Source organism: Pseudoduganella guangdongensis, assembly GCF_009857475.1.
Taxonomy (GTDB): Bacteria; Pseudomonadota; Gammaproteobacteria; order Burkholderiales; family Burkholderiaceae_D; genus Rugamonas; species Rugamonas guangdongensis.
Genome location: NZ_WWCJ01000010.1, coordinates 126,115 through 141,454, shown reverse-complemented (window position 1 = coordinate 141,454; position 15,340 = coordinate 126,115). Strand labels below are relative to the sequence as shown.

General features: G+C 67.5%; 13 protein-coding genes. 8 read left to right on the top strand and 5 right to left on the bottom strand.

All coding sequences use genetic code 11. From position 1 onward, the window contains the following. The 3 genes from dxs (at position 1) to GTP41_RS15645 (ending at position 2,634) form a co-directional block, all read left to right on the top strand. The gene (gene dxs / locus GTP41_RS15655; RefSeq protein WP_161026505.1) at positions 1-1,869 is read left to right on the top strand and encodes a 1-deoxy-D-xylulose-5-phosphate synthase; all 1,869 of its coding nucleotides are present in this window, start codon (positions 1-3) and stop codon (positions 1,867-1,869) included. A 161-nt stretch (positions 1,870-2,030) separates the two neighbouring features. Next, positions 2,031-2,429: a glutaredoxin family protein gene (locus GTP41_RS15650; protein WP_229502904.1), complete on the top strand. Its 399-nt coding sequence runs from the start codon at positions 2,031-2,033 to the stop codon at positions 2,427-2,429. A 19-nt stretch (positions 2,430-2,448) separates the two neighbouring features. Continuing rightward, positions 2,449-2,634, top strand: a complete 186-nt coding sequence (locus GTP41_RS15645) for a hypothetical protein (RefSeq protein WP_161026504.1) — start codon at positions 2,449-2,451, stop codon at positions 2,632-2,634. A 5-nt stretch (positions 2,635-2,639) separates the two neighbouring features. Here the strand turns inward: GTP41_RS15645 and GTP41_RS15640 are convergent, their stop codons facing one another. Further along, positions 2,640-3,749: a hypothetical protein gene (locus tag GTP41_RS15640; protein WP_161026503.1), complete on the bottom strand. Its 1,110-nt coding sequence runs from the start codon at positions 3,747-3,749 to the stop codon at positions 2,640-2,642. A 91-nt stretch (positions 3,750-3,840) separates the two neighbouring features. Here GTP41_RS15640 and GTP41_RS15635 point away from each other — a divergent pair, with 91 nt between their 5' ends. Next, positions 3,841-4,575 (top strand): M48 family metalloprotease, encoded by a 735-nt coding sequence (locus tag GTP41_RS15635; RefSeq protein ID WP_161026502.1) that lies wholly within the window; start codon positions 3,841-3,843, stop codon positions 4,573-4,575. Here the strand turns inward: GTP41_RS15635 and GTP41_RS15630 are convergent. Next, positions 4,555-5,781 (bottom strand): SGNH/GDSL hydrolase family protein, encoded by a 1,227-nt coding sequence (locus GTP41_RS15630; RefSeq protein ID WP_229502903.1) that lies wholly within the window; start codon positions 5,779-5,781, stop codon positions 4,555-4,557. The genes GTP41_RS15635 and GTP41_RS15630 overlap by 21 nt on opposite strands. A 101-nt stretch (positions 5,782-5,882) precedes the next feature. Here GTP41_RS15630 and GTP41_RS15625 point away from each other — a divergent pair, with 101 nt between their 5' ends. Next, a complete protein-coding gene (locus tag GTP41_RS15625) occupies positions 5,883-6,764 on the top strand; it encodes a LysR family transcriptional regulator (RefSeq protein WP_161026500.1) in 882 nt (293 codons plus the stop codon). Positions 6,765-6,899: 135 nt separating this feature from the next. Here GTP41_RS15625 and GTP41_RS15620 read toward each other — a convergent pair whose 3' ends face one another. Continuing rightward, positions 6,900-7,454 carry a cob(I)yrinic acid a,c-diamide adenosyltransferase gene (locus tag GTP41_RS15620; protein ID WP_161026499.1) on the bottom strand — a complete coding sequence of 185 codons (555 nt, stop codon included), beginning with the start codon at positions 7,452-7,454 and terminating at the stop codon, positions 6,900-6,902. A gap of 130 nt (positions 7,455-7,584) precedes the next feature. Here GTP41_RS15620 and GTP41_RS15615 point away from each other — a divergent pair, with 130 nt between their 5' ends. From GTP41_RS15615 to glcF, 3 genes are read left to right on the top strand one after another with little or no spacing between them, the layout of a single operon-like run. After that, positions 7,585-9,039: an FAD-linked oxidase C-terminal domain-containing protein gene (locus tag GTP41_RS15615; protein WP_161026498.1), complete on the top strand. Its 1,455-nt coding sequence runs from the start codon at positions 7,585-7,587 to the stop codon at positions 9,037-9,039. 2 nt (positions 9,040-9,041) lie between these two features. Next, on the top strand, positions 9,042-10,112 hold the full coding sequence (gene glcE / locus GTP41_RS15610) for a glycolate oxidase subunit GlcE (RefSeq protein ID WP_161026617.1): 1,071 nt from the start codon (positions 9,042-9,044) through the stop codon (positions 10,110-10,112). Between the two features lies 1 nt (position 10,113). Then, positions 10,114-11,355 (top strand): glycolate oxidase subunit GlcF, encoded by a 1,242-nt coding sequence (gene glcF / locus GTP41_RS15605; RefSeq protein WP_161026497.1) that lies wholly within the window; start codon positions 10,114-10,116, stop codon positions 11,353-11,355. Here the strand turns inward: glcF and GTP41_RS15600 are convergent. Further along, on the bottom strand, positions 11,352-12,335 hold the full coding sequence (locus tag GTP41_RS15600) for an HD domain-containing phosphohydrolase (protein WP_161026496.1): 984 nt from the start codon (positions 12,333-12,335) through the stop codon (positions 11,352-11,354). The genes glcF and GTP41_RS15600 overlap by 4 nt on opposite strands. Beyond that, the gene (locus tag GTP41_RS15595) at positions 12,332-15,325 is read right to left on the bottom strand and encodes an MHYT domain-containing protein (protein WP_161026495.1); all 2,994 of its coding nucleotides are present in this window, start codon (positions 15,323-15,325) and stop codon (positions 12,332-12,334) included. Before GTP41_RS15595 ends, GTP41_RS15600 begins: the two co-directional genes overlap by 4 nt. Positions 15,326-15,340: the final 15 nt, after the last annotated feature.

The window sequence follows — 15,340 nt, the reverse complement described above, 5'->3', positions numbered from 1 at the left end:
ATGAAACTGCTTGACACCATCAACAACCCGGCCGACCTGCGCAAGCTGCCGCGCCACCAACTGACCCCGCTGGCCGAGGAGCTGCGCTCCTTCCTGCTCGACTCCGTGTCCAAGACCGGCGGCCACCTGTCGTCCAACCTGGGCACGGTGGAGCTGACCGTCGCGCTGCACTATGTCTTCAACACGCCGCAAGACCGCATCGTGTGGGACGTGGGCCACCAGACCTATTCGCACAAGATCCTGACCGGGCGCCGCGACAAGTTCCATACGCTGCGCCAGTTCGACGGCATTTCCGGCTTCCCGCGCCGCGTGGAATCGGAGTACGACACCTTCGGCACCGCGCACTCGTCGACCTCGATCTCCGCTGCGCTGGGCATGGCCATGGGCGCCAAGATCAAGGGCGAGCACCGTCATTCCATCGCCGTGATCGGCGACGGCTCCATGACCGCCGGCATGGCGTTCGAGGCGCTCAACAACGCCGGGGTGGAGAAGGACTGCAACCTGCTGGTGATCCTGAACGACAACGATATGTCGATTTCGCCGCCGGTCGGCGCGCTGAACCGCTACCTGGCGCGCCTGATGTCGGGCCAGTTCTACGCCGCGTCCAAAAACGTGGCCAAGTCGGTGCTGCCGGCGCCGCTGCTGGAAGTGGCCAAGCGCCTGGAAGAACATGCCAAGGGCATGGTGGTCCCGGCCACCATGTTCGAGGAGCTGGGCTTCAACTACATCGGCCCGATCGACGGCCACGACCTGGATTCGCTGATCCCGACCCTGCAGAACATCAAGCAGCTGAAAGGCCCGCAGTTCCTGCACGTGGTGACGCGCAAGGGCCAGGGCTACAAGCTGGCCGAGGCCGAGCCTATCCTGTACCACGGCACGCCCAAGTTCAACCCGGCGGAAGGCATCAAGCCGGCGCTGGCGCCGTCCAAGAAAACCTATACCGAAGTATTCGGCGACTGGCTGTGCGATATGGCCAAGGCCGACAAGCGCCTGGTCGGCATCACGCCCGCCATGCGCGAGGGCTCGGGCATGGTGCGCTTCGATAAGGAGTACCCGGAGCGCTACTTCGACGTCGGCATCGCCGAGCAGCACTCGGTGACCTTTGGCGCCGGCCTGGCCTGCGAAGGCTTGAAGCCGGTGGTGGCGATTTACTCGACCTTCCTGCAGCGCGCCTATGACCAGCTGATCCACGACGTGGCGCTGCAAGACCTGGACGTGACCTTCGCGCTGGACCGCGCGGGCCTGGTGGGCGCCGACGGCGCGACCCACGCCGGCAATTACGACCTGGCCTACCTGCGCTGCATCCCGAACATGGTGGTGATGGCGCCGTCCGACGAGAACGAATGCCGCCAGATGCTGACCACGGCCTACCATTACCCCGGCCCGGCTGCCGTGCGCTATCCGCGCGGCGCGGGCATCGGCGCGGCCATCCAGCAGGAGCTGACGTCGCTGCCGATCGGCAAAGGCGAGATCCGCCGCAAGGGCCAGAAGATCGCCATCCTGGCTTTCGGCTCGATGGTGGCGCCTTGCATGGGCGCGGCCGACCTGCTGAACGCCACCGTGGCGAATATGCGCTATGTGAAGCCGCTGGACGTGGAACTGGTCAAGCAGCTGGCTGCCGAGCACGATTACCTGGTTACGGTGGAAGAGGGCTGCATCATGGGCGGCGCCGGCGCCGCCGTGGCGGAAGCGCTGTCGGCGGAAGGCATCTGCAAGCCGATCCAGATGCTGGGCCTGCCGGACAAGTTCATCGACCATGGCGACCCGGCCAAGCTGCTGGCGCTGGTGGGCCTGGACGCCGCCGGTATCGCTGCGTCAATCAAGGCGCGCTTTGGCGACGAGCCGCGCCTGGTGGTCAACAACGGCTAAACCAGGCCACTTTGAAAAACGGCGCTGCGGCGCCGTTTTTTATGCCTAGCATATTAATAGTGTTGCAACATTGCACATGCGTACATCTTTCAGCTTGAGCAAGCTGGACTCTTCCATTAACGTTGGCTGCGGCGTTCGTTATTCATTTGTCGAGTATCCATATGAGCAAAGGTACGATGATCAAGCATGTGAAAACCCTGGGCATGTATGCCCTGATCCTGGCCGCGGGCCTGGGTGTTGGCGTCGGCGTGGCGAAAGTGCCAGCCATGTTCAAGAAGGACTATGTGCAGGGCGACTACAGCGCCTACTACACGCAGCACAAGTCGAAGGTGGTGTTGTACGGTACCGAGACCTGCCCGTTCTGCGCCAAGGCGCGCGAGTACTTCAAGCAGAACAAGATCGCCTATGTCGACCTGGACGTCAGCAAGCCCGGTCCGGCGCAGCAGGAGTTCAAGAATTTTGGCGGCAGTGGCGTGCCAATGCTGCTGATTGGCGACCGCCGCATCAACGGCTTCATCCCGAAGGTGATTGAAGAAGCACTAAAAACTCAAACTAACTGATAATTTTTGGAGGAATGCGATGATCAAGAAGCTTGCCATGTTCCTGTTCGCGGCCGGCCTGGCCGCCGGCGCCTACGCCGCCGGCACGCCTGAGTGCTACGAAGCGTGCTCCGTCGAACTCGACGAGTGCGTGGAAGCCGGTGGCAACTGGTACAACTGCCGCGCCGACTTCTTCGCCTGCAGGAAGTCCTGCGACGCGCAGTAAAAGCCTTAGGGCAGGCGTGCCACGCGTAGCGTCGGCGCCTGCTTATCGCGGGCATCGAGCGTGACGGCATAGCGGCCGGCATGCTCGACCTTCAGTTTCAGGCTCTTGCCGCGTTGGACCAGCGGCGCGGCCACATCTTGCGCCAGTTGGCGCTTTTCTCCCTCGTTCGCTGTGCCGAGATTGATCGCATGCAGCCCGCGCGTGCCGGCCTTCAGCGAATGCGTGCCTTTTTCCAGCTCCAGCTCCGCGACGTAGATGCCGTCTTCCAGCTTGCGCAGCAGGCTGCGCTGATCGCGCTCGTTGATTGAACCGCTGACGAACAGGGCTTGCAGCCATGGGTTGGCCTTCTCGTCGGCCGTGAGTTCGGGCGCGTAGCGCAGTTCGATGCGCGCGTTGTCCGACCATTCCACTTCCCCGAGCGGGACCTGGAAACCGAAATCCCCCGTTTCGAGCGTCTTGCGGCGCTCACCGTCGACCATTTCCGCGCCATCGATCATGCGCAGGCTGGCGAAGGTGAAGTTGATCTTCTTTTTGTCGACGCTGATGTCGCACCAGTTGCTGGTCATCGCCACCGTGTTGACGAAGAGCGTCAGCATCAGGCCGACCTCTTTTTTGGCGATGGCGACCATCACCTGGCACTCCAGGCGCAGGTCGCCCAGGCGGCGCACGTTGTCCGGCAGGCCGGGTGTGCGCACTTCGGGGCGGCCTTTCAGCACGCCTTTCTTGCGGTTCAGTATCAGGTCGGCGTCGTCGTCGATAGCCGACTGCACGCGCGGCACGCTGAAGGTGCCGTCCGCCGCGATCGGCACCGGGATCGGGTCGCCGTTGCCGACGATGCGCAGGTAGAGCGGTTCCTCGGCGGCGGCGTTGGCCGCGTCCTGTTCCACGCTCGCGCTGCTGCGGGGCGCGAGGCGGAAGCGCAGTTCCGGCACGGCCGGCGCCAGCGCGCGATGCTTCTCGAAAGCCTCCAGTCCGGCCACGACGGCGCGATAGGAGCGCATATCCGGGTTCTTCACGCCCTGAACCTCGACGCTCGGCGTCGCCTCCTGGGCCCCTGTGCCAGCCGCTGCACAGGCGAGCAGCATGGCGAAAACATAGTGTTGATATTTTTGCATGCGCGCAGTCTAGCAGAGCGCGGCTTGTCTTGCACCTGGCTCGCTCGTCGCCTAAATTGGTATAAATCGTTTATGCTAATCGGAGGCGTGTATGCGCTGCTTGCTGCTTGCATGGATGGCGATGGCTGCGCAAGCTGCGGCGCAGGTGCCTGATTCGGGGCGCTGGCAGGAGCTGCGCTTCTCTGCGGAGGAGGTGGGGCTGCGCTCGGAGGACAGCTTTATCGAGCTGACCGTGGTGCAGGCGGCGGCGGGCCGGCTGGATCGCGACCGGGTATTGCTGGCGCGGGTCAAGCGCATCACCGATAGCCTGGTGCGCGCTGCCGTCGTGCTCAAACCGGATGCTGCGGCCTGGCCGTGGGAAGTGCGCCTCACCGACGATCCGGCGGTGGAGGCCGAAAGCCGGGCCGGCGGCAAGCTGCTGCTGGGGCGTGCCTTCATTGCCCGGCTGGCGCTGGACGACGGCGAACTGGCCTTCCTGCTGGCGCATGAAATCGCCCATGCAGTTGCGGAACACGCGCGCGAGACGCTGTCCGAAGCGCTGCTGGACAGCCGGCGCGACTTGCCGCTGGACGTGGTGGAGGAACGGCTGGCGTCCGACATCCCGCTGCAGTTTCGCCTGTCGCGCCTGACGGCTATCCAAGAGCGCGAGGCCGACCAGTTGGGCATCCTGATCGCGCACCGCGCCGGCTGGCCCAGCGACGCCTCCCTGCGCTTCTACCGCAAGCTTGCCGCCGACGAGGCCGGGGCCTCCCTTTTCGCCAGCCATCCCAGCGCCACCTCCCGCCTCAGTCTCGCCAAGGGCATGTCACGTTTGCTTGGTGATTAAGGCTGCGGCGCGTGCCATTTCGGCGTAACCGGCGTCGCTTGGGTGCAGGTGGTCGCCGGAGTCGTAGGCGGGCAGCAGGCGGGCCGGGTGGGCCGGGTCGCGCAGGTGCTGGTCGAAGTCGATCACGGCGTCGAACTCTCCGCTGTTGCGTATCCATTGGTTCACCTCGTGGCGCACGCGGTCCTTGGCGGCGGAATGGTAGCCGGCGAAGGGCGTGCCGTGCAGGGCGCCTTCGAACGGGAGCAGGGTGCCGCCAACAATCCGGACCTGGCGCGCACGGGCTGCCGCGATCAGGGCGCGGTAGCCGGCGATCATGGCGCTGGCCGTGGCCGGTGGTTCCTGCGGCGCGAACGCGCTGCCGGGCCACCCGATATCGTTAATCCCCAGCATGACGATCACCGTGTCGACACCGGGCTGCGCCAGCACGTCGTGTTCGAAGCGGGCGATGGCTTTCTCGCCCATACCATTGGACAGCAGACGCGCGCCGGAAATGCCGGCATTGAGGACGACGACGCCTTCGGCCTGGTCGGCCAACTGGTCGGGCCAGCGCCGGTTGCGGTCGGGCGTGGAGCCGTTGCCGTCGGTGATGGAGTCGCCTAAGGCTACAAGCGTGCGCTGCGCCGGGCCGCGAACTTGCACGGCGCTCAGGAAGGCGCGTCCTGTCAATGCTTGTGCTCCGGACAGGCTGGCTGCGGCGACATGGTTGCCGCCCACGGTGAACGCAGTCTGCTGCGCGCCCCAGTGGAAGGTGGCCAGGGGCGTGTGTTGCGGCAACCAGGTGGAGACCGTCAGGCGCTGCCTCGCAGCTACCGGCAGGCGGACTGCGTCGCTGGTGGCGGACCGCCCGGGTGCGATGCTGACGCTGCGCTGGCCGGCGAAGGTGAGCGCCACGCCGCTGCCGCTTTGCCGGAAGGAAGCTGGCTGCGTGCCGTGCTCCTGGGTCGCCGCCAGCCGCGCCTCGCCGATGACGAGCGGCGTCTTGCCGTAGCGGTTCGACCAGGTGACGCGCACCTGCTCCCCGCCCACGCTGGTGCGCAAAGTCTCGCGCACGGTCTGCCCCTCCAGCGCGGCGGGCAGCATGGTCGGCAAGGCGAATTCGGCGCCCCAGGACGGCATCGGCGCGGCATACCAGGTGGTGCGCCATTCCTGTGCGTGGACGGTGGCGGCGGCCAGCAGCGCGGCCAGTGGAAAGAGCAGGCGTTTCATGGTGTTCTCCATCTCGAATAAGGTGGAGTCATGGTCGTGTATTCCAGTATGGACTGCTAGACTGGAAAATAGACTATAGTTAAGTCCAAAATGGAATAACTATGGACACCCTACGCTCCCTCCAGTGTTTTGTGCGCGCCGTCGAATTGGGCAGCCTGTCCGCCGTCGCGCGCGAGCAGCACACCACGCAGTCCAATATCAGCAAGATCGTCGCCGCCCTGGAGGAAGATCTCGGCGTGCGCCTGCTGGAACGCAGCACGGCCAGCCTGTCTCCCACCGTGCCCGGCCGCCGTTTTTACGAACGCGCGCGCGGCGTGCTGGAAGAATATGCCGACGCAGTGGCCGACGTGCGCGGCGAGAGCGCCGCCGCCAGCGGCCTGCTGCGCATCAACGCGCCCGTCGCGCTGGGGCAGTTCCGCCTTAACGGCTTTGTGCAGGAATTCCTGCGGCAATACCCCGGCATCGAGGTGGAGCTGATCCTGAACGACCGCATGGTGGATATGGTGGAGGAGGGCGTCGATATCGCCGTACGCCTGGGCGGCGAGCTGCCGCCCAATGTGGTGGCGCGCCGCATCGGCGCCTCGCCGCGGCTGCTGGTGGCCGCACCCTCCTACCTGAAGGCGCATGGCACGCCGCAAGCGCCGCAAGACCTGGCCGCGCATGAATATATCCGCTTCGCCTGGGCCAGCAGCGGCGACGCGCTGGAGCTGACGGACGGCACGCGCAGCGTCACCGTCGCCACCCATGGCCGCTACCGCGTCAACAACGCCCTTGCCATCCGCGACACCCTTGCCGCCGGCGGCGGCATCGGCCTGTGCCCGGAATGGCTGGTGCAAGACCTGCTCGCGCAGCGCAAGCTGCGGCGCGTGCTGCGCGACTGGCAAGGCAGCGCGCAGGAACTGCACCTGCTCTACCCCAGCCGCCGCTATCTGCCGCACCGCGTGCGGCTGATGCTGGACTTCCTGCAGCAGCGTTTTGGCTAGTTTCCTGGGATTTTGCGTTTAAGCTCGGGCAACCGGAATGGCAGGAATAGCCAAGGTGCTCGCGCTCATTCGCGACATGATTCGCCATCCGGAGTCTCCACATCGTCCGGTCGGATTCGTTACATGAGAGGCATCTCAGCCGCGCTTGCGGTCGTGGTGCCACAGCACGTCGCTGCCGCCGGCGAAGCGGTTCAGCACGCGGGCCAGCACGAACAGCAGGTCGGACAGGCGGTTCACGTACTGGCGCGGGAAGTCGTGGATGGTTTCCACTTTGCCCAGGGTGACGATGGCGCGCTCGGCGCGGCGGCACACAGTACGGCAGACGTGCGATACCGCGGCGGCGCGCGAGCCGGCCGGCAGGATGAACTCGGTGAGCGCCGGCAGGGTGGCGTTGTATTTGGCCAGCAGCGCGTCCAGGCGCTCGACATGTTCTTCCTTGATCATCTGGTAGCCGGGAATGCACAGCTCACCGCCCAGGTCGAACAGGTCGTGCTGGATCGATACCAGCTCTTCGCGCAGGTCGTCCGGCAGCGGTTCGGCCAGCAGCACACCCAGGTTGGAATTCAGCTCATCGACTTCGCCGATGGCCTGGATGCGTACATTGTCCTTGTCCACGCGCGAGCCGTCGCCCAGGCCGGTAGTGCCTTTGTCGCCGGTACGGGTGGCGATTTTGGAGAGTCGGTTGCCCATTGCAGCCTCATTTTGTCGTTAACGGTGGGAGGATACGACAAATTACCAATGGTTGGGCGGGGAATTCAGCGGCGTGGTGGGATTTGAACTTACAATGAATTAAGAAAAATACCATCCACCCCGGGAACTCATGAACAGCACTGCCGTACTCGCCGCATTGCGGGCGGCCCTGCCGCCCTCCAGCGTGCTGTCCGACACCGAAGATACGCGCCCCTACGAATGCGACGGCCTGACGGCCTATCGCCAGCTGCCCCTGGCCGTGGCTTTGCCGGCGGACGAGGCGCAGGTGCTGGCTGTCCTGAACATTTGCCGTGAGTTCAAGGTGCCCATCGTGCCGCGCGGCGCCGGCACCGGCTTGTCCGGCGGCGCCATGCCGATCGAGGGCGGGGTGGTGCTGTCCACCGCGCGCATGAACCAGGTGGTGCGCATGGACGCCTATGCGCGCACGGCGGTGGTGCAGCCGGGCGTGCGCAACCTGGCCATTTCCGAAGCGGCCGAGCCGCACGGCCTGTATTACGCGCCCGACCCGTCCTCCCAGATCGCCTGCACCATCGGCGGCAATGTGGCGGAAAACTCGGGCGGCGTGCATTGCCTGAAGTACGGACTGACCGTGCACAATGTGCTGCGCGTGCGCCTGCTGACCATCGAGGGCGAGGCGGTGGAACTGGGCAGCGAGGCGCTCGATGCGCCGGGCCTGGATTTGCTGGCGGCTGTCATCGGCTCCGAAGGCATGCTGGGCATCGTGACCGAGGTGACCGTCAAGCTGGTGCCGAAACCGGCCACCGCGCGCGTGATCATGGCTTCCTTTGCCGACGTGGTCACCGGCGGCAACGCGGTGGCGGCGGTGATCGCGGCCGGCATCATCCCGGCCGGGCTGGAGATGATGGACCGCACCTCCTCGCGCATGGTGGAGCCGTTCGTGCGCGCCGGGTACGACACCGATGCCGCCGCCATCCTGCTGTGCGAGGCGGACGGCACGGAGGAGGAAGTGACGGAGGAAATCGCGCGCATGAGTGCCGTGCTGCAGGCGGCTGGCGCCAGCGCGGTGCAGGTCTCGGCCAGCGAGGCCGAGCGGCTGCGCTTCTGGTCGGGCCGCAAGAACGCCTTCCCGGCAGCGGGCCGCATTTCGCCGGACTACTACTGCATGGACGGCACCATCCCGCGCAAACACCTGGCGCGCGTGCTGCTCGGCATCGCGGAGATGGAAGGGCGCTATGGCCTGCGCTGCGCCAATGTGTTCCACGCCGGCGACGGCAACCTGCATCCGCTGATCCTGTTCGATGCCAACCGGCCCGACGAGCTGCAGCGCGCGGAGGCTTTCGGCGCCGAGATCCTGGCGCTGTGCGTGGAGGTGGGCGGCACCATCACTGGCGAACACGGCGTGGGCATTGAGAAGATCGATTCGATGTGCGTGCAGTTCAGCGATGCCGAGCTGGCGGCCTTCTTCGCGGTCAAGCGCGCCTTTGATCCCTTGTCGCTGCTGAATCCGAACAAGGCGATCCCCACGCTGAACCGCTGCGCGGAGTTTGGCAAAATGCATGTGCGCGCGGGCCGTTTGCCGCATGCCGGCTTGCCGAGGTTCTGATGATGGATGCGATCCTCGAGCAGTTCCGTTCGCGCATCCTGGCGGCCAGCGCGGAAGGTGCGCCCTTGCTGCTGCGCGGCGGCGGCAGCAAGGACTGGTATGGCCAGCATGTGACGGGCGATGTGCTGGATACGCGTGCCTACGCGGGTGTCGCCGATTACGAGCCGACGGAGCTGGTGCTCACGGCGCGCTGCGGCACGCCGCTGGCGGAGATCGAGGCCTTGCTGGCGCGGCATGGGCAGATGCTGGCGTTCGAGCCGCCGCGCTTCGGCGCCGCCTCGACCATCGGCGGCGTGGTTGCCAGCGGGCTGTCGGGGCCGCGCCGGGCGGCGGCAGGGGGCTTGCGCGATTTCGTGCTGGGCGCGCAGCTCATGGATGGGCGCGGCGCGCTGCTGTCCTTCGGCGGCCAGGTGATGAAGAACGTGGCGGGTTACGATGTGTCGCGCCTGCTGGCGGGTTCGCTGGGCACACTGGGGCTGATCACCCAGGTATCGCTCAAGGTGCTGCCGGTGCCATTGCGCGAGGCGACCATCCGTTTTGAGATGGACGAGCTTGCGGCGCTGCGCTGCGTGAACGAGTGGGCCGGGCAGCCCCTGCCGATTTCAGCCACCTGCTGGCACGCTGGCGCCCTGACCGTGCGCCTGTCGGGGGCGCAGGCGGCGGTGAAGGCAGCGCTGGCGCGCCTGGGGGGCGATGCCTTGGCCAATGGCGAGGCCTTCTGGACCGGGCTGCGCGACCAGCAGCGCGATTTCTTTGCCGGGCCGGGCGAGCTGTGGCGGCTATCCGTGCCGCCGGCCGCCAGCGCGCTGGTGATGCGCGGTGAGCAGTTGATCGAGTGGGGCGGGGCGCAGCGCTGGTTGCGCGTGGAGCAGCCGGTGGCCGATGATATCCGGCGCGTCGCCGCAGCCGTCGGCGGCCACGCCACGCGCTACCGGCTGGCGCCGGCTGCAAGCGGCGCGGGCGCGGGCGCGGGCGCCTTTCATCCGCTGGCGCCGGCCGTCGCGCGCATCCATGAGCGGCTCAAGGCTGCCTTCGACCCGGCGGGCATTTTCAACCGGGGGCGGATGTACTGATATGCAAACCACGCTGGCAGACTTCATCAAGGGCACGCCCGAGGGCGACGAGGCGGAAGCGATCCTGCGCGCCTGCGTGCATTGCGGCTTTTGCACCGCTACCTGTCCCACCTACCAGTTGCTGGGCGACGAGCTGGATGGGCCGCGCGGCCGCATCTACCTGATCAAGCAGGTGCTGGAGGGCGCGCCCGTGACGGCCAGCACCCAGCTGCACCTGGACCGCTGCCTGACTTGCCGCAATTGCGAAAGCACCTGTCCCTCCGGCGTGAAATACGGCCGCCTGGCTGATATCGGGCGCAAGGTGGTCGAGCAGCGCGTGCCGCGCCGGCTGCCCGAGCGCATCAAACGCTATATGTTGAAGGAGGCCCTGCCGCGCCAGTGGCTGTTCAATCCTGCGCTGCGCGTGGGCCAGGCGCTGCGGCCCTTGCTGCCGAAACCGTTGCGCGACAAGCTGCCGCCGCGCCGGGCCGCGACCGTGTGGCCGCTGCGCGCGCAGGCGCGCACCATGCTGGTACTGGACGGCTGCGTGCAGCCCGGCCTGGCGCCCAATATCAACGCGGCGGCGGCGCGGGTGCTGGATACCCTGGGCGTGCAGTTGCTGGCGGCGCCCGGCGCGGGTTGCTGCGGCGCGCTGCGCTTCCACTTGAACGACCAGGCGGCGGCGCTGGACGATATGCGCCGCAATATTGACGCCTGGTGGCCGCTGGCGGCGCGCGCCGAGGCGATTGTGATGACCGCCTCCGGCTGCGGTGTCACGGTGAAGGAGTATGGCCACTTGCTGGCGCACGACCCGGCCTTTGCGGAAAAGGCGGCGCGCATCAGCGCCATGACGCGCGACCTGAGCGAGATACTGCCGGAGTTCGAGGCGGAGCTGGCGCGGCGCGTGCACGCGCGCCAGGTTAGGGCGGAGCCGGTCGCCTGGCATCCGCCGTGCACCCTGCAACACGGCCAGCAAATACGCGGCAAGGTGGAAGGCCTGCTGCGCGCCATCGGCGTGGAAGTGCGCCTGTGCCGCGATGCCCACCTGTGCTGCGGTTCGGCGGGTACCTATTCCCTGCTGCAGCCGCAGTTGTCGCTGCAGTTGCGCGAGCGCAAGCTGGCGGCGCTGGCCGATACCGGCGCGGCGCGCATCGTCTCAGCCAATATCGGCTGCCAGGGCCACCTGCAGTCCGGCACGGAGACGCCGGTTGAGCACTGGATCGAGCTGGTCGACCGCGCCCTGCACGGCGGCCCGGGCGGCTAGCGCTCGGCCCACTTCTCCATGATCTGCGTGATTTCGGGCAGCTGGTCGAGGAACACGTCGACCAGGCGCGGCTCGAAATGGCTGCCGCGCTGCTCGCGCAGCCAGGCGCAGGCGTCCTCCAGCTTCCACGCCGGTTTGTAGGGGCGCACCGAGGTGAGGGCGTCGAACACGTCCGCCACCGCCACGATGCGGCCGGCCAGCGGGATGTCCTCGCCGCTTAATTTGTTCGGATAGCCGCTGCCGTCCCACTTCTCATGGTGGGCCAGGGCGACGTCGTGCGCCACCGCCAGCAGGCCGCTGTCGTGGCGGCCAATGATGTGGGCGCCGATATTGGGGTGGGTCTGCATGACCTGCCATTCCTCCGCGCTCAGGCGGGCCGGCTTTTGCAGGATGTGGTCGGGAATGCCGATCTTGCCGATATCGTGCATCGGCGCGGCCACGAACAGGTTGTCCACCTCGTCCTCGTCCATGCCGCAGCCCTGGGCGATCAGGCGCGCGTAATGGCTCATGCGGATCACGTGCAGGCCGGTTTCATTGTCCTTGTATTCTGCGGCCAGGCCCAGGCGCTGCACGATGGCGAGGCGGCTGGCGCGCAGTTCATCCATGCGCACCAGGGACAAGTGCAGCTTGACGCGCGCCTTCACCACGGCCGGGCTGATCGGTTTGCTGATGAAGTCCACCGCGCCGGCGTCGAAACCGTCCACCTCGTCAGCGCTGTCGGTCAGGGCGGTGACGAAGATGACCGGGACCGGGGCGGTGAGGGGATTGGCTTTCAGGGCGCGGCATACGTCGTAGCCCGTCATGCCGGGCATCATCACGTCGAGCAGGATCAGGTCCGGCATTTCGTTGGCGGCCAGCTCGATGGCGCGCGCGCCCTCCTTGGCGAACAGCAGGCGGTAATGGTCTTGCAGGATTTGCCGCAGCAGTTGCAGGTTGCTGGATTCGTCGTCCACGACCAGGATGGTGGCTTGCTTCGTCATTGCTCATTCCTTTGCAGCAGCGCTTGCAGCCGGCTGCGCGCGTTGTCGAAATCGAAGTCGTCGACGGCGCGCTGCAGGCCGTCGAGCTGGGCTGGCGGGACGCTGCCGCGCATGCTGGCCGTCAGTTCGGCCAGCACCGCCTGGTCGAAGCTGCCGCGCTCCAGCGATTCCATCAGGGCCATGCCCAGGGCCTGGATGCGCTGTGGGTCCGGGCCGGCGGCGGGCGCCGGGGCGGGCGCGCTGGCATGGGCCTGGCCGGCGCTGCGCGCGGCGGCGATGGCGGGGCCGAACTGGGCCAGCGCCTGTTGGGCGGCGGCGGCTTGCACGGCCTTATCGCTGCCATGCAAAGCCGTTTCCAGCGTGCCCAGGGCCTCGGCCAGCAGCTCCAGGCCAAGATTGGCAGCGGCACCGCGCACCTGGTGCGCCAGCGTCAGCGCCGTCTGCAGCTCGTTGCTGGCCAGGGCTTGCGAGAGTTCGGCCGCCGCGTCTTCATAGCGCTCGGCAAAACCGTGCAAGGCGCGCTGGTAGGCCGGCCCGTTGTCGCCCCAGCGCTGCAGGGCGCGCGCCGCATCCAGCACTTGCGTCGCGGCGGCGGCCAAGGTCGCCGGGCGCGGTATCCCGGCCGGCATGCCCAGCACGCGCGCCAGCTCGGCGGTGAGCGCCGCCAGGTCCACCGGCTTGGTGGTGAAGCCGTCCATGCCCGCCTCGCGCGTGGCGTCGCGGTCGCGTTCCAGCACGCTGGCCGTCATGGCGATGATGGGCGTGCGCGGACGCTCCTTGGCCGCTTCGCCGGCGCGGATGCGGCGCGTCGCTTCCAGCCCGTCCATGCCCGGCATCTGCACATCCATCAGGATGGCGTCGAACTGCGCCTCGCACACCAGCTTGACCGCCATCGCGCCGTCGTTGGCGCCGGTCACGGTGTGGCCCAGCTTGGACAGCAGCAGCATCAGCACTTCCAGGTTCTGCGGCACATCGTCCACCGCCAGCACGCGCAGCGGCGGCAGCAGGATGGCCTGGCGCTTGGAGTGCACCGGCCCGCTGCGCGCCTCCAGCAGCGGCAGCAGCACGTGGAAGGTGCTGCCCTGGCCCAGGGTGCTCTCCACGCGCAGGCTGCCGCCCATCAGCTCCGTCAGCTGCTTGCAGATGGTGGTGCCCAGGCCGGTGCCGCCGAAGCGCCGGTTCATCGAGGCGTCGGCCTGCACGAAGGGATCGAAAATCGCTTCGATGCGGTCGGGCGCAATGCCGATGCCGGTGTCGCTGATGGCGAAATGCAGCATGCGGCGCTCGCCCACCTGTTCGGCGTTCACGGCCAGGGTGACCTCGCCGCTGCCGGTGAACTTGACCGCGTTGTCGAGCAGGTTGGTCAGCACCTGGCGGATGCGCAGCTCGTCGCCGTGCAGCCAGGTCGGCAGCGCCGGGTCGTAGCGCAAGTGCATGCCCAGGCCCTTGCTGCGCGCCGCATTGCCCAGGGTGGAGGACAGTTCGTCGACCAGGGCCAGCAGGTTGAAGTCGTGCAGCTCCAGCTCCACCGCGCCCTTATCCAGCTTGGCGGTGTCGAGGATGTCGTTCAGCAGGCGCAGCAGGGAGCGGCCGGCGCTGCGCACCGTGTCCAGGTGGCGCCGCTGCGAGGCGCTCAGTTGGCCCTGCAGCAGCACGTCGGTGAAGCCGAGGATGGAATTCATCGGCGTGCGGATCTCGTGGCTCATATTGGCCAGGAAGGCGGCGCGCGCGGCGGCGGCCTGCTCGGCGCGCTCCTTGGCCTGGCGCAGGTCCTGCTCCATCACGCGCCGGTTGCTGATGTCGAGGATGACGCCGTCCAGCCATACGATGTCGCCGCGCTCATCGGTGACCACGGCGCCGTTCTCCCACATCCAGTGGGTGCTGCCGTCGCGGTGGGTGATGCGGTATTCCAGCGTGAAGGGGCGCCGCTCCGCCAGCGCCAGATCCAGGCCGCGCGTCACGGCCGGCAAATCGTCGGGGTGGATCAATTCACCGAACAGGCGCCGCGGCGGCTCGCCCAGGAAATCGGCCGGTGGATAACCGGTCATGTTTTCCACCGCGTCGCTGACGAACAGCATCGGCCAGTTGGGCAGGTTCAGGCTGCGGTAGGCGATGCCGGGGATATTCCCGACCAGGGTGCGCAGCTGCTGCTCGCTGGTGCGCAGCGCCTGTTCCAGTTCGCTCACGTGGCGGAACAGGGCGCGGTAGCGCAGCAGGCCGTTGGCCGAGGCCACCAGCGCCGTCAGCAAGGCCGTGACCAGGGTGACGGCCAGCGCCAGGAAGCCGGCGTTGGCAATGCCGCTGGCCGGTTCGTACGGCGCGCGGCCGACGAAGCGGGCCGCCGCCATGCCGGTGTAGTGCATGCCGGCGATGGCGCAGCCCATGATCAGGCCCGCCAGCACCAGGGTGCCGGTTTCGCCCAGGCGCGCGCGCAGGCTGCGCACGCCGCGCAGGCCGACATGCACCCACAGTGCCAGGCAGGCCAGCGCCACCGCCACCACGATGGAGAGCGCGAACATCCACGGGTCGTAGCGCAGTTCGAGCGCGGAGCGCATGGCGGCCATGCCGGTGTAGTGCATGGCGCCGATGCCGGCGCCCATCAGCAGGCCGCCCACCAGCAGGCTGCGCGTGCCGATGCGCTGGCGCCCGATCAGCGACAGGGCCACCGCCGACGCGGCCAGGCTGGGCAGCATGGAGAGCAGGGTGGGGCCGGGCGCGTAATGCACCGGCGTGCACAGGTTGAAGGCCAGCATGCCGATGAAATGCATCGACCAGACGCCGCTGCCCAGCGCCAGGCTGCCGGTGGTGAGGGCCGCCATGCGCAGGCCGAGCTGGCCGGCGCGCGCCGCCTGCGCCGCCATGTGCAGCGCCATGGCCGAGGAAAAGGCGGCCACCAGCACCGACAGCGCGACCAGCCAGGGGTCGTAGATGCCATACGTGAGCAGCGCCGGATCGGCGGGCGGGGAAAACAACTCGATCAGCGCTTGCATGGCGGTACCGCTGCC